The organism is Ruegeria sp. YTSA075 (assembly GCF_059610245.1).
Genome location: NZ_JBXWNG010000008.1, coordinates 44,645 through 64,703, shown reverse-complemented (window position 1 = coordinate 64,703; position 20,059 = coordinate 44,645). Strand labels below are relative to the sequence as shown.

At 57.2% G+C, this 20,059-nt stretch carries 13 protein-coding genes; 6 read left to right on the top strand and 7 right to left on the bottom strand.

The window, feature by feature from the left end; genetic code table 11:
- Positions 1 to 13: 13 nt before the first annotated feature.
- The 3 genes from AC2FGE_RS14800 to AC2FGE_RS14790 are packed head-to-tail and all read right to left on the bottom strand — an operon-like array spanning position 14 to position 2,418.
- Complete coding sequence (locus AC2FGE_RS14800) at positions 14 to 745, bottom strand: amino acid ABC transporter ATP-binding protein (RefSeq protein WP_496819982.1); 732 nt, start codon at positions 743 to 745, stop codon at positions 14 to 16.
- Positions 742 to 1,599: an amino acid ABC transporter permease gene (locus tag AC2FGE_RS14795; protein ID WP_496819981.1), complete on the bottom strand. Its 858-nt coding sequence runs from the start codon at positions 1,597 to 1,599 to the stop codon at positions 742 to 744. Before AC2FGE_RS14795 ends, AC2FGE_RS14800 begins: the two co-directional genes overlap by 4 nt.
- Positions 1,600 to 2,418 (bottom strand): ABC transporter substrate-binding protein, encoded by an 819-nt coding sequence (locus AC2FGE_RS14790; RefSeq protein ID WP_496819980.1) that lies wholly within the window; start codon positions 2,416 to 2,418, stop codon positions 1,600 to 1,602.
- 183 nt (positions 2,419 to 2,601) lie between these two features.
- Here AC2FGE_RS14790 and AC2FGE_RS14785 point away from each other — a divergent pair, with 183 nt between their 5' ends.
- The 5 genes from AC2FGE_RS14785 to AC2FGE_RS14765 all read left to right on the top strand — a co-directional run bounded on the left by AC2FGE_RS14785 (position 2,602) and on the right by AC2FGE_RS14765 (position 11,330).
- Positions 2,602 to 3,483 (top strand): LysR family transcriptional regulator, encoded by an 882-nt coding sequence (locus tag AC2FGE_RS14785; protein ID WP_496819979.1) that lies wholly within the window; start codon positions 2,602 to 2,604, stop codon positions 3,481 to 3,483.
- Between the two features lie 85 nt (positions 3,484 to 3,568).
- A complete protein-coding gene (locus AC2FGE_RS14780) occupies positions 3,569 to 5,272 on the top strand; it encodes an NAD(P)H-dependent oxidoreductase subunit E (protein WP_496819978.1) in 1,704 nt (567 codons plus the stop codon).
- A 13-nt stretch (positions 5,273 to 5,285) separates the two neighbouring features.
- Positions 5,286 to 8,069: a formate dehydrogenase subunit alpha gene (fdhF, locus tag AC2FGE_RS14775; protein ID WP_496819977.1), complete on the top strand. Its 2,784-nt coding sequence runs from the start codon at positions 5,286 to 5,288 to the stop codon at positions 8,067 to 8,069.
- Between the two features lie 328 nt (positions 8,070 to 8,397).
- Positions 8,398 to 9,228, top strand: coding sequence for a LytTR family DNA-binding domain-containing protein (locus AC2FGE_RS14770; RefSeq protein WP_496819976.1), 831 nt, complete (start codon positions 8,398 to 8,400; stop codon positions 9,226 to 9,228).
- Between the two features lie 1,139 nt (positions 9,229 to 10,367).
- On the top strand, positions 10,368 to 11,330 hold the full coding sequence (locus AC2FGE_RS14765) for a porin (RefSeq protein ID WP_496819975.1): 963 nt from the start codon (positions 10,368 to 10,370) through the stop codon (positions 11,328 to 11,330).
- Between the two features lie 78 nt (positions 11,331 to 11,408).
- Here AC2FGE_RS14765 and AC2FGE_RS14760 read toward each other — a convergent pair whose 3' ends face one another.
- From AC2FGE_RS14760 to AC2FGE_RS14750, 3 genes are all read right to left on the bottom strand, one after another.
- Entirely contained in the window at positions 11,409 to 15,494 is a 4,086-nt protein-coding gene (locus AC2FGE_RS14760; RefSeq protein WP_496819974.1) for a translocation/assembly module TamB domain-containing protein, read from the bottom strand.
- The gene (locus AC2FGE_RS14755) at positions 15,494 to 17,299 is read right to left on the bottom strand and encodes an autotransporter assembly complex protein TamA (RefSeq protein ID WP_496819973.1); all 1,806 of its coding nucleotides are present in this window, start codon (positions 17,297 to 17,299) and stop codon (positions 15,494 to 15,496) included. Before AC2FGE_RS14755 ends, AC2FGE_RS14760 begins: the two co-directional genes overlap by 1 nt.
- A gap of 134 nt (positions 17,300 to 17,433) precedes the next feature.
- Positions 17,434 to 18,657 carry a urate hydroxylase PuuD gene (locus AC2FGE_RS14750; RefSeq protein ID WP_496819971.1) on the bottom strand — a complete coding sequence of 408 codons (1,224 nt, stop codon included), beginning with the start codon at positions 18,655 to 18,657 and terminating at the stop codon, positions 17,434 to 17,436.
- Between the two features lie 96 nt (positions 18,658 to 18,753).
- On the opposite strand from AC2FGE_RS14750, the gene AC2FGE_RS14745 reads away from it, so the two are divergent.
- Complete coding sequence (locus AC2FGE_RS14745) at positions 18,754 to 19,668, top strand: LysR family transcriptional regulator (RefSeq protein WP_496819970.1); 915 nt, start codon at positions 18,754 to 18,756, stop codon at positions 19,666 to 19,668.
- Between the two features lie 4 nt (positions 19,669 to 19,672).
- Here the strand turns inward: AC2FGE_RS14745 and uraH are convergent, their stop codons facing one another.
- Positions 19,673 to 20,029 (bottom strand): hydroxyisourate hydrolase, encoded by a 357-nt coding sequence (gene uraH / locus AC2FGE_RS14740; protein ID WP_496819969.1) that lies wholly within the window; start codon positions 20,027 to 20,029, stop codon positions 19,673 to 19,675.
- Positions 20,030 to 20,059: the final 30 nt, after the last annotated feature.

The window sequence follows — 20,059 nt, the reverse complement described above, 5'->3', positions numbered from 1 at the left end:
AACATGCAAAGGGTCAAAGGACGCGCGACAGAAAGGCCTTGGTGCGCGGCTCGCGCGGTTGGGAAAACAGTTGTTCAGGCGTGCCTTGTTCCAAAATGCGACCTGCGTCCAGAAAACAGACCTTGTCTGCCAGTTCTCGCGCAAATCCCATCTCGTGAGTGGCAAGCACCATTGTCATACCCTGTTGGTGCAGGTCGCGCAGTACGTCCAGTACCTCGCCTACAAGCTCGGGGTCCAGGGCGCTGGTGATTTCGTCAAACAGCATGATCTGCGGCTGCATTGCCAGCGCCCGGATGATTGCGACGCGCTGTTGCTGCCCGCCTGAAAGCTGATCGGGATAGTGCTGCATCCGGTCTTGCAATCCGAAGCGGGCAAAAAGCTGTGTGACCTGCGGGCGCAGCTTGTCCCGGCTGAGGCCGTGCACGCGGCGTGGCGCAAGCATCACGTTCTCAACCGCCGTCATATGGGGAAATAAGTTATAGCTTTGAAACACGATGCCGATCTGCTGGCGCACGGGCTGCGGATCCAGTCCGGGTTCCGATATATCTTTGCCATCCAGCCAGATCGTGCCGTCGTCGATGGGCTCGAGCAGGTTCATGCAGCGTAGCAGCGTGGATTTGCCAGACCCGGACGCCCCGATCAGGCAAACCATTTCCCCTTCGGCCACATCAAGATCGATGCCTTTGCAAACCTCATGGTCGCCGAAGCGTTTGCGCACACCTCTTAACGATAGCTTCGCCGTCATGTTCGGGCCCGGTTCTGTTTGTTCATCAGGTAATCGGCATAGCGTGTCGCGGGAATGGTCAGGGCCAAGAAAATCAGCGCGGCGCCCACATAGGGCGTGAAATTGGCATAAAGCGATTTGTAAACGCCGGCCTGACGAAACACCTCGACCGGTCCGATGAAAGACAACAGCGCTACATCTTTTTGCAGCGCGATGAACAGATTCATATTGGCAGGCACCACGTTACGAATGGCCTGTGGCAACACTACAAAGCGCATGGTGTCTTGCGCGCTTAAGCCCAGCGAGGCCGCAGCAGAGCGTTGCGACTGGTGGATCGAATCGATGCCCGACCGGATCACTTCGGCCACATAGGCCGAATACACCAGAACCAGCGCCACTGTGCCCCAGATATACGGGCTGTTCCACGGCCTGGGCAGGCCCAGCCCGGGGACGCCAAAGCCGACAATGTAGATCACCAGAACCACAGGTAGGCCGCGGAAAATGTCGGTATAGGCGATCCCAAAAAGGCGCAGAGGAAACAGCGCGGGTGCGCGCGTATCCCGGCACAGTGCGATCATCAAGCCCGTCACCGCGATCAAGGGTGCGGACCATGCAAAGATCATCACGTTCAGTACAAAGGCTTCCAGCAATCCGGGAAAGGTTGCCGCAAAGACCCTGCCATTGAAAAAGGCGCGCTGGACGGCTTCCCAGCCGGGCGCGAGCGGGATCAGGACGATCAGTGCAAGGACCACACTGACCGTTGAAATCAGTGCGATACGGTTTGATCGCCGCCTGACCCCAGCCTCATAGAGCTCACGGCGTGTTGGGCCCGAACCTTTGGGTTCAGGTGGATTTTGTAGCGACGTGTCGTTCATTTACTGGATAACCGGCACCCCGGTGGCTTCGGACAGCCATTGGGTTTCGATGGCGGCAAGCTCTCCGCTTTCAACCAGTTCCGAAATCGCCGCGTCGACACATTCTTTCAGCGGATTGCCATCTTCCATCAGTAGGCCGAACTGATCAGGGCTTTCGGATTGATCAGGTGAAAACTGCCCCAGCAATGCCCCGTTTTCAACCACGACTGCTGATAGATACAAGGCGGTGGGAAGATCATAGAGGGCGGCATCAATCTGGCCGGCGATGATCGCGGCGTTCACATCTGCATTGTCATTGTATAGCAGCGGATCACTTGTGGGTTGGACAATTTCCGTCAACATCGGGACTGCGGTGGTTGTTGCCATTGCGCCCCATTTCAGGCCCTTCAGGCTGTCTAATGTCGCCTCGGCTCCAGCATCAATCACGCCCTGCGTGGTCAACACGGCCATAGCAGACGTGTAATAGGGCAGGCTGAAATCGACCATTTCCTCGCGCTCGGGCGTGATCGAGTATTGCTGCATGTTAAAATCAAAGTTCTTTGCCCCGGGCTGGATGGCCTCGTCAAAGCTGGTGCGTACCCAGGCGACATTGTCAGCCTCAAACCCCATCTTCTTGGCGATGGCATAGGCAACGGCGGCCTCAAACCCTTCGCCGCTTTCGGGCGCGTCATTTATCACCCATGGATAATAGGCCGGGTTTCCGGTGGCGATTGTCAGCGTGCCATCCGTCAGGGTCTTACCTGCCGCACACTCCCCAGCGGCAAGCGCATGGGCTGCGGACAGAATGACGGCCAATGCCGTACCTGCAATCAGTTTCATTGAAGCATCTCCCTGGATTTTGTTTGCCCACAGGTTCTTACGGACGCGCGGATTTGTCTAGTGTGTGTCCTGATCCGATGCGATGGCACGTTGGTTCATGTGCTGGCGGATCGCATCATGCATTCCGCTCGGCCGCAGAGCCAGCTAGTGTGGGGGTCAAGCTACGACCAGAGACAGCATCACATGATTGAAATCCGCGACCTACAGCTGCTCAGTGCCCTTGCGCGGCATCGTCACTTTGCCAAGGCGGCCGAGGAATGCGGGATCTCGCAGCCTGCTTTTTCGATGCGTATTCGCAATCTCGAAGATCGGTTGGGCGTCTCGATTGTCCGCCGGGCGAACCGGTTTCAGGGGCTGACCGAAGAAGGCGAGATGATCGTCCAGCGTGCGCGACGCATACTTGACGATACCAAAGCGTTGGAACAGCAGGTTCTGGCGGCAAAGGGCGAGATCACGGGCACTCTGATCCTGGGCGTGATCCCCACCGCGATCGCGTTTACTGGACGCCTTACCAAACACCTGCGGCAGGCTCATCCGCGCATCGTGACCCGGATCGAGACCATGTCAGCCACGGCCATCCAGCACCGGCTGGATGAGGGCAGCCTGGATGCCGGGGTTACTTATGGCGATAGCATCGGTACCGATCTCAGGCAGGTGCAGCCGCTGTATGAAGAAACTTACGTGTTACTGGTTCCATCGCATATGACCGACGAAACAGGCCCGATCCCCTGGTCGCGCGTGGCCGATTTCCCGCTGAGCCTGCTCGAGCCGCAGATGCAGAACCGGCGCATTCTTGATCGGATTTTCACCGAACAGGGGCTGCACCCGGATATCGTCGCAGAAAGCAGCGGATTTACCACGTCGATGGTGATGGCGCGCGAAGGTCTGGCAGCGGCGGTCGTTCCGCGTGTTCTGGTCAAGGCTTTGGGTGATTTGAAGGGTACGAAAGTGCTGCCTTTGGTCGACCCGGTGGTCAGCAAGCCGATTTGTCTGGCGACACTGATCCGGGATCCAGAATTACCAACCATACAAGCGCTGCGCTCTGTGGTGACCTCTTTGCGGTGATAAGGTGTCGTTATCGTGCGATAGCCAAATGCGATTTGACGATATGCTGGTCTGATGAGACACGGGGCCTTAATCGGAGGGCATCATGGCACCATTAGATACCAAGCCATCAGGCGCACCAAAAGGCGTCTGGAAGTCAGGTAAAGGCAAAGGGCGGCACACGCCCAAGGGCCGTCAGTTCACGGATGAGGCACAGGCCGACATTGCGCGCCTGCTGGGCGACCGCCCGCGCCGCCGCGATCTGTTGATCGAATTTCTGCATTTGATTCAGGACGCACACGGCCATATCAGCGCTGACCACATCGCTGCGCTGGCAGTCGAGATGCGTGTTGGCCAGGCTGAAATCTATGAGACCGCGACCTTCTATGCTCATTTCGACGTGGTGAAAGAAGACGAGACACCGCCGCCCGCTCTGACGATCCGCGTTTGTGATTCCCTGTCTTGCGAAATGGCCGGTGCCCAGCAGTTGCAAAAAGCGCTGGAAGACGGTCTGGACCCGTCCGAGGTTCGCGTTGTCCGCGCGCCTTGCATGGGCCGCTGTGACACCGCTCCAGTGCTTGAGATCGGTCACAACCATATCGACCATGCGACCCCCGAAAAGGTGCAGGCTGCAATTGCTGCAGGTGACACCCATGCACATCTGCCTGACTACGAAACCTTCGCGACGTATGAGGCCGAAGGTGGCTACGCCAAGCTGAAAGAGCTGCGCGAGGGCGGCGATTGGGAGAAGGTGCAGGAAGACGTCCTGTCCTCGGGCCTGCGCGGTCTGGGCGGTGCTGGCTTCCCGTCCGGCAAGAAATGGGGCTTTGTTCGCATGAATGAAGGCCCGCGCTATCTGGCCGTGAACGGCGATGAGGGCGAGCCCGGCACGTTCAAAGACCGTTACTACCTAGAGCGCACGCCGCATGCGTTCCTCGAAGGCATGCTGATCGCCGCGTGGGCGGTCGAGGCCGAGACCTGCTTCATCTACATGCGTGACGAATATCCGGCGGTGCTGGAAATTCTGCGCCGTGAAATCGCCGCGCTGGAAGATGCGGGCATTGTTGAGCCGGGTTACATCGACCTGCGCCGCGGTGCCGGTGCCTATATCTGCGGTGAAGAATCCGCGATGATTGAATCGATCGAGGGCAAAAAGGGCCTGCCGCGTCACCGTCCTCCGTTTGTGGCGCAGGTTGGGGTCTTTGGCCGTCCGACCTTGGTGCACAATGTCGAGACGCTGTATTGGGTCACCAAAGTTTGCCGTGAGGGGCCTGAATGCCTTAACAGCACCGAAAAGAATGGCCGCAAGGGCCTGCGCAGCTATTCGGTCTCGGGCCGGGTGGCGAAGCCGGGTGTTTACTTGCTACCTGCCGGGTCGACCATTCTGGACGTGATTGAGGCCGCTGGTGGCATGGTCGAAGGCCAGACCTTCAAGGCGTATCAGCCGGGCGGTCCGTCCTCGGGTCTGCTGCCTGCGTCGATGGACGATATCCCGCTGGACTTCGACACGTTGCAACCACATGGCACCTTCATCGGTTCTGCCGCTGTGGTGGTTCTGTCCGATCGGGACACCGCCCGCGATGCGGCGCTGAACATGCTGCGGTTCTTCGAAGACGAAAGCTGTGGTCAATGTACGCCCTGCCGCGCTGGCTGCGAAAAGGCGGTGAAGCTGATGCAGGCGGACAAGTGGGACACTGATCTGCTGGAAGATCTGTGCCAGGTCATGGGCGATGCTTCGATCTGCGGTCTGGGGCAGGCGGCTCCGAACCCGATCCGCCTGGTCATGAAACATTTCGCTGACGAAATCTGAGGGAGACAGAGCCATGCTTGATGCAAGCCCAACCAAGACCGTCACCTTCAACCTGAACGGCGAAGATGTGACCGTGCCAGAAGGTTGGACAATCTGGGAAGCCGCCAAGGGGCAGGGGTTCACTATCCCGCACCTGTGCCACAAGCCACAGCCGGGTTACAAACCCGACGGGAATTGCCGTGCTTGTATGGTTGAGGTGGAGGGCGAGCGCACACTGGTTGCCTCGTGCATTCGTCCCGCAGCAGAAGGGATGGTGGTCAAGACCGACAGCGAGCGTGCGGAGAAGTCGCGCGCCATGGTCATGGAGCTGCTGGTCGCTGACCAGCCCAAGGAAGCCCACGACACTTCTAGCCACTTTTGGGACATGGCTAAGCTGAACGAAGTCAGCGACAGCCGCTTCCCGGCGAAAGAAGCTGAGAAAATCCCGCTGCTGGATGACAGCCATATTGCGATGCGCGTCAATTTGGACGCCTGCATCAACTGTAACCTCTGCGTCCGTGCCTGCCGCGACGTGCAGGTGAATGACGTGATCGGCATGGCCGGTCGAGGTCATACCGCGCAAGTGGTGTTCGACCAGAACGACCCGATGGGCGATTCAACCTGTGTCGCCTGTGGTGAATGCGTTCAGGCCTGCCCGACCGGTGCCCTGATGCCAGCCACAGTGCTGGATGACCAGCAAAACGGTGATAGCAAGGACTACGATTCCGAGACCGAAAGCGTCTGCCCGTTCTGCGGCGTGGGCTGCAAGGTCTCGCTGAAGGTCAAGGACGGTCAGGTTAAATATGTCGAGGGTATCAACGGTCCGGCAAACGAAGGCCGTCTGTGCGTCAAAGGCCGCTTTGGCTTTGACTATATCCACCACCCGCATCGTCTGACCACGCCGCTGATCCGTCGTGAGGATGCGCCCGCCAAGGGCCTGAACGTCGATCCGGGCAACCTGTCGACCCATTTCCGCGAAGCGACCTGGGAAGAGGCGATGGATCTGGCCGCTACCAAGCTGAAAGCCCTGCGAGCCGAGGACCCGCGCAGCGTTGCAGGCTTTGGCTCGGCCAAATGCACCAACGAAGAAGCCTATCTGTTCCAGAAGTTCATCCGTCAGGGCTTTAAGCACAACAATGTCGACCACTGCACCCGTTTGTGCCATGCGTCGTCCGTTGCAGCACTAATCGAAAACGTGGGTTCCGGCGCAGTGACCGCGACCTTCAACGAGATCGAAAACGCGGATGTGGCGATCATCATCGGGGCCAACCCAATTGAAAACCACCCCGTTGCGGCGACCTATTTCAAGCAGTTCACCAAACGAGGTGGCAAGCTGATCGTGATGGATCCGCGCGGTGTTGGCATGCGCAAGTTTGCGGATGAGATGCTGCAATTCCGTCCAGGGGCGGATGTCTCGATGCTCAACGCGATCATGAACGTGATCGTCGAGGAAGAGCTGTATGACAGCCAGTACATCCACCGTTGGACCGAGAACTGGGAGGCCGAGAAAGAGCATCTGCGCGCATTTACGCCCGAGGCGATGGCCCCGATCTGCGGCATCGAACCGGACCAACTGCGCCGCGTCGCGCGTACCTTTGCGCAGGCCAAGGCCGGTCTGATCTTCTGGGGTATGGGCGTCAGTCAGCACATCCACGGCACCGATAACTCGCGCTGCCTGATCAGTCTGGCGCTGATGACCGGCAACGTCGGTAAGCCCGGCGCTGGTCTGCACCCGCTGCGGGGTCAGAACAACGTGCAGGGCGCATCAGATGCGGGTCTGATCCCGATGTTCCTGCCGGACTATAAGACGGTTACAGATGACAGCATTCGCGCTCAGTTCACCGATGTCTGGGGCTCGGACGATTTCTCGAATGAAAAGGGCCTGACGGTTACCGAGATCATCGACCAGATCTATGCGCGTAATATCAAAGGCATGTATATTCTGGGTGAAAACCCGGCCATGTCCGACCCGGATGTGGGCCACGCGCGTGAGGCGCTGGCAAAGCTGGACCTGATGATCGTGCAGGATATTTTCCTGACCGAAACGGCGAACTATGCCGACATCATCCTGCCGGCCTCAGCGCTTTACGAGAAGAACGGGACGGTGTCGAACACTAACCGTCAGGTCCAGCGGGTGCGTCCTGCCGTGGCACCTCCGGGTGAGGCGCGGGAGGACTGGGCGATCACGGTCGAACTGGCGCGGCGGATAGGGTTGAATTGGGAATACACGGATGTGTCTCAGGTTTTCAACGAGATGAAGCTGACGATGGAGTCTCTCGACAACATCACCTGGGAACGGCTTGAGACCGAGTCGATCACCTATCCGTCGCTCAGCGAAACTGATCCGGGCCAATCCATCGTATTCGGCGATGGCTTCCCACGTGCGGATGGCAAAGCCAAGTTTACGCCGGCCAGCATCATCCCGCCGGATGAGGCCCCGGATGAGGAATATCCGATGATCGCCACTACAGGCCGTCAGTTGGAGCATTGGCATACCGGATCAATGACCCGCCGCGCCACGGTTCTGGATGCGGTTGAGCCCGAGGCGAACTGCTCGATGAACCCGCGCACCCTGAAACTGATGGGCATCGAGCCGGGTGAAATGATCCGTCTGACCACGCGTCGCGGCTCGATTGAGATCATGGTGCGCGCCGACCGGGCGATTGCCGAGGATATGGTGTTTATCCCGTTCGCCTATGTCGAGGCTGCCGCGAATATACTGACGAATTCTGCCATCGACCCTTATGGTAAAATTCCTGAGTTCAAGTTCTCGGCGATCCGGGTTGAAAAGATCGAAGACGCCATCGCGGCAGAGTGATCTAAAGCAACGATCAATCTGAAAGGGCGGCCCGATGGGGCCGCCCTTTTTTTCAAAATGCCGTTACGTCAGCCGCTGCTGCACCATTTTGAGCTCTCTTTGCGCCATTTACGCCACAATTATCTGTTTCTAAACATCTCCGAATGCCAAATCGTCACAAGAACGCCGCTATTCGCCGCAGAGCAACGAGAAGCAAAGGCACCAAACCCAAGGGGATTACCCAAAGGGAATGACTTGGGCGCGACCAGAGCAGCAGGGCTATATGACACTCAACGACGTGTTTCTCAGATTGAAAAGGGCCGACATTACGTATGTCGTGTTACCGCGGGTGGCGGTTCGTGCAACCTTGAACAACCTGCTCGGCTTCTTTCTGTCCAGGAACTTTATCGTGTTTCTGGTGCCTTTGATGCTTTTGCTGATTGGCGCTACATCTTCTGTGTTTGACGACCGGCTGAGTGGTTTTGGTCGCGCGGTTTACTGGTTGTCGATGTTGATCGGATACATGGGATCTGCCTTCCTCATGATCATAGTTCAGGCAAGCTGCAGCAGTTTTTTGGGCGTCAAAAGGTTCTTCTCTCCTGTCACATGTATCCCCATCGCCTTTGGTGCGATGGAGTTTGCCGAGCTTGCGACAAACTGGGTGTTGAACCTGTTTCAGACGTCGGATTTCATGTATATGCCCATGCTACTGCCGCAATACCTGCTGATCGTCGGGATTGAGAGCATTGTTATCGTTTGGGTTTTACCGCCCTATCTAGATAGGCTTAAGATAGAAGAGGGCCCAATCGAAGATACGCTTGAAAACAGTGCGACGGGTGTGGTGACAGCAAATGGTCAGAGCTTCCTGATCAAAGATATCAAGTTCGTTCAGGCAAACCAGCACTATGTGACCCTGCAGCTTGAAGATCGCGAAGTGCTGGTGCGTTCAACCTTCAAGGGGATTCTGACCCAGTTGCCTGCGGAGGCAGGGTTGCAGGTGCATCGTTCCTGTTGGGTTGCCAACTCCTGTGTCGACATCGCACGTAGTTTGAATGAGATCGGACACGTTGTTCTGTGCAACGGTGAGAAAGTGACCGTTGCCCGCAGCCGCACAGGTGCGGTACGCGATTGGCTGGCAAGCCTCGCCTGCTCCGACAGTCTGCAGAGCGTCGGAGCCTGATCACGCGAAGGCCATATCTCTGTTCGGGTTAGGTTCTACGGATGGTCGCTGATAAAAGAACACCTTCCCGCGTTTCTCGCCAATTGAGACAGTGGCACGCAGGAAGGTGAACGTATCAAATGCTTGAATGCTGAAACGGTTTGTTAGTACCACTTTCGTTTTCCCCCGATTTCGGATTTAACCCCCTCCTTCATCAGGTATTACTCGTTACCAAACACACTGGTTAAATGCGCTGCAAAACCGCAGCACACTATCTTTTTGAACATATGCCTGAAACAGGCAACGAAGTTGGTACGAAACGTCGAAAATTCGAAACGAATGGGGTCTGCAGTTCATGACTCATGAGTTGCAGGAGCAGTGTATTTCACGACAGTCTCTGTAATATGCTGATTTAAAATATTTATTTTCTTTCTGATCGTAGATGCCCTTTAAGATGAGCGTAACGTTCGGTTCCTGCATCCCGAGGATTGGGGCGGGAACGGTTCCGACTTTTTTCGTTTGCCGCACTGAATCACGCATGGTTTGAGGTCTGTAGACCGCTCCAGATCAATCCCTGAACTCCCATTGTGGAGTCCGCGTTTTTTTTGACATCTTCGGGATCGGGGGTGTTTGCCTGTATCCTCCGTTTCGTCCGGAAGTTGGGCATCATCCCTACCCGTCTAACGTGGCGGTAAAATCGTCCAGCACAACGTGGCACCAACTTTGGTGCAGGCATCACATGCTGTTTGCCCTGGGAGCAGTAGGTATCAGAAAGGAACTTTGCAAGGGCTGAACCGGATCACGAATATTTGAGTTCTAGAACTGTGACTTTTGTGACGTTTGCCCACGATATGCGCAAAAGGCTCAACACCCCTTTCTGCTTCGGGCCCCTTAATGTTGAGAGAGAAGTGAGCGGAACATATATTTAGTATTAACAAAAGGTTATCAGACTCTCGTGCCCTGTCCAAATGTTTCCTGGTAAACTCAAAACTGCATCTTTTTGTGAGGGTTTTCTCACCAAACCGACCTGCACAAAGGCGTGCGAAAGAAGACGCTGGCAGAAAACTATTCTGAGTATCTTGTGAACTGAACTGATCTGTTCGATTAGGGCTCGAGCGAAATTTCGTAGCTCGCCTATTCACACATTTACGGAAAACGACATGAAACATGTTCTCTTCGCAACAACAGCGCTAATCGCGACTGCAAGTGTCGCGGCAGCAGAGGTGAAATTCAGCGGCTATGGCCGTTTTGGTATCGGTTATCAGGAAGATCGGTCAACCGACTCGAATGTAAGCGACACAATTCTGGTTTCCCGCTTTCGTCTAAACATCGACGGGAATGTGGAAACTGATACCGGGGTCAGATTCTCGGCGCGGGTTCGATTGCAGGCCGATGAAGACAGCGATACCGGTGAGGCCAACTCAGCGGGTTTGAACGGTGCCCGCTTCTCGGTCATCTTTGGCGGTCTACGTGTCGATGCGGGCAACGTCTCAGGCGCGTTTGACAACTCGGACCTGTACTTTGGTAACGAGCCGGGTCTGGAAGAGTTTCTGGGCCAATACTCGGGTGTCGACTATGACTTCCTGGAGTATTCATCGACCGGCGCAGGATCGAATGCGGTGTTCTTCCAATATGCGGTTGGAGACTTGGCCTTTGGTGCGTCCTATGACACCGATGCCATCAATGGCGCAGATCGCTGGGACGTCAGCGCGACATATATCTTCAACAACTATTCTGCCACAGTGATCTACGGTCAGACCGAAGCTGTCGCCGGCGGTGACAAACAGGATCTGATTGTCCTGGCTCTGGGTGCTGAGCTCGGAGACTTCAGCGGCACATTGTTCGTTGGACGTGATGGCGACACACCTGTCAACGATTTTGGAGAAGAGACTGACGGTACTGTTTATGGTGCGTCGCTTGCCTACAATCTTGGTGCCGCCACCACAATCACCGCTGCTTACGGTGACGGATCGGCCGAAGGTGATACCCAGCAGTATGGTATTGGCGCGATCTATGATCTGGGCAACGGTGCAACGCTGCGCGGTGCTGTTGGTCGTGAAAAAGTTGGCCGTGCGGGCGAAGCTCAGACCATCGCCGACTTTGGTGTTCGGTTCGATTTCTGATCGAACCCCATATTGCAGGAAAAGGCCGGTCGTGGGATCGGCCTTTTTCGTGTTGGCAGCCTTACTTCAGGTGGACCTTCAGTAGTCACGTTCGAAAAACAGGCCGATCCCGGTTTCACCACGTCCGTCAACCGTGCCTCGGACGGTGATGTTGTCGTTTATGTCCAGGTTCAGATTCACCTCGGTGTCGCCTTCGGTATTGACGGTGAAATCCGTGTACAGATTGTCCCCCAGATAGGCACCAGCGCCAAGACGGCCAGCACCGCCTTCGGTCGCTCCGATATCGACTGAATCCACCCCTGTTGAGTCACGCAGCCCTTTGGTTGCGTCCCCGCCAGCACCGCTTAGCTGTGCCAGTGAAGCGGCCATCTGTGCGATGACAAAGGGGGACAGTTCCGAAAAGCGGTTCCCAAACAGAAGCATGGCCAGGGCTTCTTCGGCTGGGCGCTCGGGGTCGGAATAGACATCAACCTCTGGCGCATCCAGCGGACCTGCGATCTCGATCGTTGCGGTTCCATCGGGTGTACTGGCTGATGAGGCGAATTCGATATACGGGGTAAGATCGCCCTGCAGCGTTACGATCCCTTTGGTCAGTGCAAGGCGGCGTCCCAATATGTCGAAATTCCCTCGGATCAGTTCGATTTGACCTGATGGCACTACAGATCGCGTGGTGCCGCCAATAGCGATGCGACCGCCCAGTTCAGCGTTAACGCCGCGCCCGCGCACGAACACGGCTTTGGGGGCAGATAAGATGATGTCCAGCGCAATTCTGGAGGCGCTTTGGCCGGATTGGTCTTTTGTGACCAGCTGCGCGCGCTCTCGGGTGATGTATTGCGCACGGCTTTCTCCGATATGCGTGATCTCGGGGATCGGGGCTGCACCCACCGCGCCAGAGGCCGCCGCAAGATTGATATTGGTTTCTTCAAAGGTGATCTGCCCGGCCAGGCTGCTGTTTCCAGCCAAGGCCCCGGTCATGGCGATCTGGCCGTTTAGCTTGGTCTCGTACAGCAATTGATCCGTCAATACGAGGTTGTCCAACCGGGTGGTGATTTGCGCATTGAAGGGTGGTTTCAGATCGACCGGTCCTGTGACGGAGAATCCACCACCGGCACGCATGCCACCGTTTAGCGAGATCGTGGCGCGGCTCTGCGCCAGATTAACCGATCCGCTGATCCCACTCACGGTTTGACCCGCAGTGGGAATCGCAAAAGATGTCCCGGATGTGGTGATCGACCCCCGCAGCGACTCCAGCGCTGGCTCTCCTTGCAATGTAAGGTCGAACCGAGCCGAGCCATCGATTTTGTTGGGTGTGAGGAAGACGTTGGCGATCCCCAGATTGAGCCCGCCCTGAGCCCTTAGATCCGCAGTTCCGGCGGTCTCGTCAAACGTCCCAGTCACGGTACTGTTGATCCCTGCCGGCCCTTCGGCTTTGGCATCGATGGTCCAAACACCCTTGGCCCGCTTTGCATTGCCAGTCGCGGCAACTGTTCCGGGGAAATCGGGGGCAAAGCGTTCGATCCGGTTGAACTTGGCGTCAAAATCCAGATCGGCTGCGCCATCTGTGTCGACCGTGCCTGTCAGACTTGCATACGAGCTGTCAGGTCCTTGTAGGTTGAACTTTCCCTCCAATCCCGAACCGGTAGGGGCAACATTGCCATCCAGGCTCAGTGGGCCGGATAGTGTGTTTGAAAGCCGTCCGAGATTGTCCAGCGCGGCAGTAAAGCTGAGCCCACCAGCCTCGCGGCTCAGTTGGCCCGATGCATTCGCAGCCAGGGCCGTGCCCTGCAGGCGGAAGGTACGAATGTTCAATCCTTCATCACCGTTCAACGCGTCTACGTTCAGGGTAGTTCGGCCCTGAACCAGCCCATCCAACTGGTCGATCCCCGTTCGGATATTGTCAGACACAACTGAGCCCTTAACATCGAAAGCCTTGCTGCCGACGGTGCCATTTCCTTGTACGTTTGCTTCAACGGACCCGCCCAATTCTCGCTTGGCCAATCCCGAAAAGAGAGACAGGTCCAGGATGTTCAGGCTGGCCTCTCCGTCGACCGCGATCTCTCCGGTAGGATCATCGATAGTGGCGGCGACTTGACCTGAAACAGCTTGGCCATTCACCGTAGCCTGCCGGATCGTGATCTGATCTTGCGACAGCGCCCCGTCGAACGCGACCGAGGTTTCACCGCTCAGGAGCGGATCAATCTCGTCCATCCCGGTTTTGATGTCTCGACCCGTGACGCTTGCGGTGCCATCGAATTCAAGGGTCTGTACCGTTCCCTTGCCATCCAGACTGGCCTTTAGTGATCCACCTAGGTCCCGCTGCGCCAGCCCTGAGAAAACGGACAAATCACGGGCGGATAATTTGACCTGACCATCTATCGACAGGTTGCCATCAGGTGTTGTGACGGTCCCGTCGGCCTGCGCCCGTGCAGCGTCCGCGATCAGGGTGAAATCGCGCAGCGTGATGCCATCTGTTCCGCGCTTGGCATCCACCGTTATGGTTGTTTCGCCTTGAATGACGGGGTCTATGTCATCACGCCCGGTGGACAGATCGTCGCCTTGAACTTCAAGTTTGCCATCAAAGCTCCCCTCCAGCGGGGACCCACTGCCTGTCAGCCGCGCCGACACCTGACCCCCAAGGTCCAGTTTGGCAAGGTCGGAAAATCGGGACAGATCGGTTGCATCCAGCGTGGCAGAGCCGTCAATGTTCAAACCGCTGGTCAAGCCGCTGATCAGCGCGTCAACGCTCAGTTTGTAGTCAGTCCCGACCAGTTCAAATCCTGAAAGGTTCAAAGATTCATCGGTGCCGTAGTCGAACAGCCCGTCCAGCGTGACCCGGTCCCCCAATGCCCTGTTCAGCGCAGGGTCTTCTAGATCAATGCCGTCAAGCGCGGCCTGAAGATCACCCTCAACCTTGGTCACATTGCCCTGTTCCAACAAGCCTTGCGCGGTAATCTGCGCGCGGTCCAAGGCTATCTGTGGGGACTTAAACGCGTCTGCCGTTAGGCTCAGATCCCAAAGGTTGCCATTTGCCTGATCAAACAAAGCCGAAATCTGGGCCGCTTCGATTGAAGTTTCTCCACCTGAGGCCGGCAGGACAACGGTCTCGCCATTTGGCGGTGTAATGCGCCCCTGCAGCGCGGCCAGCTGCAGTGTCCCGCCGGTTGCCAGCTCAAGCTTACCCTCTAGTTTCAGCGCTTGTGAGGTAAAGGCCAGATCGTTGACGATCAAAGCGCCTTCGGGCTGCGTTTGGCCATCGACCAGCAAGCGCGTGTCCTGACCGAAGAAAATATCCATGTCACCGGCAACAAACGGGGTCATGTCGCCACTGATATCTGCAGTAAAGGCGATACCGTCCACGGCGGTGTCATCCACGTCAGGGGCAGCGCGCAGCCTGACCTGTCCGCCAACACGTTGCTGGTTGTCACTGCTCAGGCCGATATCGGCGGTGAAATCCGTAAGTGGGCCCGAGCCCTTGGCGCTCAACCCAATAGGCGGGCTATCGGGAATGCGCAAAGCGGTGGAGATCAGACCGCCCGAGGCCTCGGTCACGTTCAAATCCAGATCGATCTGGCTGTTTGAATTCTGGAACCCGGCTGACAGCGTGATCTCATCCCCTGCGCGATCCAGCCGCGTGATATCCAGATCAGTATCCAGCGTCCCATCTGCCAAAGACAGGTTCCCGGTCACCTTCAGCTCTGCTGCGACCCCGATCAGGGGTTGGCCCAATGCCAATTCATCAACCCGGATTTCACCGATTTCAATCGAGACCGGCAGTTCCGGCAATTGAAATGGCTGCGTTTCAGCCAAAGGCGGTGGGTCTTCGGTGGTCGTGGTGCCGGGCGCACGCGCGACATCGATCTCCTGCGCGGTCAGGGCATTGACTGAAAACCGTCCTCGAATCAGGGCGAGGCGATTCCAGTCCAGCTCTGCCCCTTTGATGGTCAGCCACACCCCTTCATCATCGGCGACCGAGATTTCCTGAATCGTAGCGCGCGAGCTCAGCGCGCCCTCTAGGCCTTTGACAGTGACGTTCTGGCTGTCTCCGGACAAAGTGTCCTGAAGAAACCGTTCTATCATGCTGCCGCCGTCCTCTTCCTGCGCGCCCGTGGTCAGTGGAACCGCGATCAGGGTACCGACCAGAAGTGGATATGAGAGACGTCGCATCAAAAGGCCTGTCCGATTCCGATATAGAATTGCAGGCCATCGCCGGTGTCGCCTTGCACCGGCACAGCCAGGTCAACACGCAGTGGGCCGAACCCACCCAGATCGTACCGGACGCCGAGCCCGGCCCCTGCATGGTCTTCGGCGCCTGAGCCCACGAAGGATGATGTATCGACGATACCGTAATCGTAAAACCCGACCAGAGAGATGGTGTCGGTGATCTTGCCGCGCACCTCTCCGGAAAAACCCAGGAAGGATTTTCCACCCGCGACACCGGTGCCAACCGGAATCCCAAGGCTTTCATAGGGTTGGCCGCGCACAGTGCCAGCGCCGCCCGAGAAGAACAAGAAGTCTGGCGTTACCCCATCGGCGGGCGGCCCGATGACCGAGCCCAGTTGAATCCGGCCTGCCAGCACCAGCCTGCCCCCGGTTCCAAGGCTTGTATAAGCTCTGCTGTCAAAGAACAGCCGCAGCCCGGTATCGGTGCCGGACAGACCAATGAACGGCATGGCCTGAGCGTCGAGATAAAAGCCTTTCGTCGCGCTGACCTTACTGTCGCGCTGGTCCCATTCGGACCGGAAGGGCAGGATGAAATAACGAAATTTGCGCCCGTCGCCATAGGCGTCATCCGCGTCAGACCATTGAAAGCCCGCCGAGGCTTCTGCGTAGAGTTGATCCGAAAATGTACGCCGCGCACCATAAGCCAGTGACGCGACCGAGACGTTGTAATTGTCGGTATTGCGACGTTCCAAGAGCGCGCTCCAGAACGTATTGTCATCGGGGCCAAGCCGGTCGGGCTGATCCAGTCTCAGGCCAATACGGCCATCCAGATCTTCCGACCCTCCGATGTTTCGTAGGGTGGCCTCGAATCGCAGCCGTTCAGCGCGTCGAAAAACGTTACGATGGGTCCAGGTCGCGCTCAGGTCGATTCCGTCTCGCGATGCCAGCTCAAAACCCAGCGTCAGGCGACGTTTGGGCAGGTCTTCAAAGGTGGCATCGAAATCTAGCGTTCCATCTGGGTTCGGGGTTTCACGCTCTTGCAGTGATACCGTGCTGAAAGTGCCCGTGCGGCGCAGGCGTGTTCCAACCTTTTGCATTTGTGCAGGCGAATAGACCTGGCCCGTGGGAAACCCGGCGATCTTTTCGATCGACCGGTGGCGCACATCTGTATCGCCCTTGATGAACATATTACCGAAAGTCAGCCGCCGCCCCGGATCAAGGTCAATTTCCGCATCCAGCTGCGCCTGCGCATGGCGCGCGATGACGCGCTGATCTGCGACATCGGCCTTTGCATGGCCTGCATTCTTCCAGGCGCGCACGCCAGCTGAGGCGGCTTGCTGAATAGCCCCCGTAGTAGCCAGTTTGCCTGTGGCAAACTCTTCGGGCAGTTCGGTATCCGGCGCCTGTGGCTGCACGATTGCAGTACCAAAGGTAAAGGTTGGTCCGGGCTCAATCGTGATCACCGCGCGTTTGATTTGGGTCGGCACTGAAAGAGAGCTCATCTCTGCCGCTTCCTGCCCATCCAGCTTGATGCTGACGACCGGGCTGAAATACCCCTCGTCATAAAGAATTTGAACCAGTGTTCGATAATCAGAAAGCGCGGCAGATAGAATTTCAAGCGGTGTGTCCAGACCCCGTTCTTCAGCCGTGGTGATTGAGGAGGTTTCCTTTAGCCGCTCGACCACCTTTTTTGGGGCGCCGGGCGCTGTCAGCGTGGTTTCCAATGCTTCGGCAATCGCGGGCGCAAAGACCATCAGCGCGCCAAATAGCCAGCATGTCAGACCGCGCTGCGGCTTGCGTCCCTGCATCAGATGGCTCCAACTGCCCCAAATTCGAAATCGCTTATGCCGCATAAATGGCGCGGCTGATCGAGTTTGAGTTAGATCATCTGAAGCGATCCGGGAAAAGGGGGAACATTCGTCAACGCGAACCAGCGCGGGCGTCAAAGCCCGGCGTTGCGGACCCAGCGAATGAGCGCGTCGCGATCTTCGGGTTGCATATAGGTGATGTTGGCCGGGGGCATGGCGTGGCTGACACCGGCCTGCAGGTAGATCTGTTTCGCATTCCGGGCAATGTCGGCCTCGGTCTCAAGCAGCACACCTTTGGGGGCCCAGAGGATGCCCTCCCAAACCGGTTCACGGGCGTGGCACATGGAACAGCGTCCCAGAACGATATCATGCGCTTCGGCAAAGCCGTCTGCTGCGGCAAAGCGCTGTTCATATGGTGTCAGTGGCTGGGCTTCGGCCTCTTCCAGGGGCTTGTACATTGGCGCTGTCGACAGCCACATGATGGCGATGAACAGCAGGGCTGTGGCAAGCCAAGTCCATGTCGGGTTACCAGCACGCGCATGGCGGGTGTTAAAGTAGTGCCGGATCGTGACGCCCATCAGGAACACCAACGCCGCAATGATCCAATTGTATTCGGTCGCAAACGCCAGCGGATAGTGGTTCGACAGCATCAGAAATAGAACCGGCAGCGTCAGATAGTTGTTGTGGGTCGACCGCAGCTTGGCAATCTTGCCATATTTCGGATCCGGTGTGCGCCCGTTCTTCAGATCATCCACAACGATGCGCTGGTTCGGCATGATGATGAAAAACACGTTGGCCGTCATGATTGTGGCAGTGAAGGCCCCCAGATGCAGCATCATCGCCCGCCCGGTGAAAATCTGATTGTACCCCCAGCCCATGGCCACCAGCAGGACGAACAGTAGCACCATCAACAGGGTTGGGCGTTCACCCAGACCGGATTTGCACAGGAAATCATAGACGAGCCACCCGATGGTCAACGATGCGGCCGAGATCAGAATGCCCTGCCACAACGCCAGATCAGCCTTTTCCGCGTCGATCAGGTATAGCTCTCCGCCGACCCAGTAGACGATCATCAACAACGCCGCGCCGCTCAGCCAGGTCGAGTAGCTCTCCCATTTGAACCAGGTCAGATGGTCAGGCATCCGTTCGGGCGCAACCAGATATTTCTGGATGTGATAAAACCCGCCGCCATGAACCTGCCATTCCTCGCCATCCGCCGGGCCGGGAATATTCCGGTTCAGGCCCAGATCCAGTGCGATGAAGTAAAAGGACGATCCGATCCAGGCCATGGCCGTGATCACGTGCAGCCAGCGCACGGCAAAGGCCATCCAGTCCCAGAACACGGCGAAGTCGTACATTTCAGAGGTCTCCGATTGGTTGCCGTCACACTAGGCAAACGGGCTTTTCTTCGGTATTCCCGTATATTGTCAAACTGTATCAAAAAAAACGATAAGATGTCCTATCTCGACAATATCCGTACCTTCGTCCGTGTCTATGATTTGGGCAGTATGTCCGCCGCTGGGCGCGATTTGCGCATTTCACCTGCGGTGACGTCGGCGCGAATCTCGCAGCTTGAGGATCATCTGGGCGTGCGGCTGTTTCAGCGTACAACGCGCAACCTGTCTCCAACCGAGCAGGGCAAAGCGTTCTACCCTGGTGCGGTGGCGGTACTAGATGCGGTCGATGAGGCCGAGGCGCAGGTGACGCATTTGACCGAAGCACCGCGCGGGTCGCTGTTCGTGGCGGCTCCGTTGGGGGTAGGGCGGCGGTTGCTGGCGCCGCATGTGCCTGATTTTCTTGCGGACTATCCCGAAATTGATGTTCGATTGCGCCTGACGGATCGGTCCGTTGATCTGACGACCGAAGGGCTGGATTTGGCCTTTTTTATCGGCCAGCCGGAAGATAGCACCTTGCGCATTCGCAAGATCGCGGATTGCCAAAGGGTATTATGCGCCGCACCCGGCTATGTCGCGAGGCGGGGCATGCCGCAATCTGGTGAAGACCTGATCAAAGGCCAATACGAATGCCTGAATCTTCGCTTTCCCGGTGCGACCGAATTTCAGTGGATGTTGCAAACCTCCGATGGCCCGAAACGGTTTGCCGTGTCCGGCCGATTTGAATGTGATGACGGGGATGTGCTGACCGACTGGGCGGTGTCAGGCCAAGGCATTGCGATGAAGCCCGTTTTTGAGGTGGCAGAGCATTTGGCGGCAGGTCGCCTGGTGCCAGTCGCGCAGCAGACGCCACCTGTTCCGGTCCAGATGGCGTGCCTTTACACACATCGGCGTCATCAGGACCCAAAGGCCCGTTTGTTCATGGATTTCATGATCGAGCGTATCAGTGCCTTCCTGCGCGGCACTGAAACCTAAGGGATCAGCTGCCGCGATAGGTGGAATAGCCGTAAGGCGACAAAAGCAGCGGCACGTGATAATGCGCCTCGGCATCTGACATGCCAAAACGGATTGGGATCTGATCCAGGAACAAGGGATCATCCCCATCTTGGCCGGTTGAACGTAGGTAATCCCCAGTAAAGAAGATTAGCTCGTATGTGCCGGTCTTGAATTTTTCCGGGGGTAGGATCGGGCTGTCAGTACGTCCATCCGAATTGGTCTCCATCTCGACCAACTTACGATGCGAGTTGCCGGAGACCCGGTAGAGTGCGATTTTCAAACCAGCGGCGGGGCAACCCCGGGCGGTGTCCAGTACATGGGTTGTCAGATAGCCTGCCACGTTAGCCTCCTTCAGGTGCGTAACTTCGCT

Excerpts from the sequence above, each read along its gene's own strand:
- AC2FGE_RS14800 (WP_496819982.1), bottom strand. The coding sequence starts at position 745 with ATGACGGCGAAGCTATCGTTAAGAGGTGTGCGCAAACGCTTCGGCGAC.
- AC2FGE_RS14795 (WP_496819981.1), bottom strand. The coding sequence starts at position 1,599 with ATGAACGACACGTCGCTACAAAATCCACCTGAACCCAAAGGTTCGGGC.
- AC2FGE_RS14790 (WP_496819980.1), bottom strand. The coding sequence starts at position 2,418 with ATGAAACTGATTGCAGGTACGGCATTGGCCGTCATTCTGTCCGCAGCC.
- AC2FGE_RS14785 (WP_496819979.1), top strand. The coding sequence starts at position 2,602 with ATGATTGAAATCCGCGACCTACAGCTGCTCAGTGCCCTTGCGCGGCAT.
- AC2FGE_RS14780 (WP_496819978.1), top strand. The coding sequence starts at position 3,569 with ATGGCACCATTAGATACCAAGCCATCAGGCGCACCAAAAGGCGTCTGG.
- fdhF (WP_496819977.1), top strand. The coding sequence starts at position 5,286 with ATGCTTGATGCAAGCCCAACCAAGACCGTCACCTTCAACCTGAACGGC.
- AC2FGE_RS14765 (WP_496819975.1), top strand. The coding sequence starts at position 10,368 with ATGAAACATGTTCTCTTCGCAACAACAGCGCTAATCGCGACTGCAAGT.
- AC2FGE_RS14760 (WP_496819974.1), bottom strand. The coding sequence starts at position 15,494 with ATGCGACGTCTCTCATATCCACTTCTGGTCGGTACCCTGATCGCGGTT.
- AC2FGE_RS14755 (WP_496819973.1), bottom strand. The coding sequence starts at position 17,299 with ATGCAGGGACGCAAGCCGCAGCGCGGTCTGACATGCTGGCTATTTGGC.
- AC2FGE_RS14750 (WP_496819971.1), bottom strand. The coding sequence starts at position 18,657 with ATGTACGACTTCGCCGTGTTCTGGGACTGGATGGCCTTTGCCGTGCGC.
- AC2FGE_RS14745 (WP_496819970.1), top strand. The coding sequence starts at position 18,754 with ATGTCCTATCTCGACAATATCCGTACCTTCGTCCGTGTCTATGATTTG.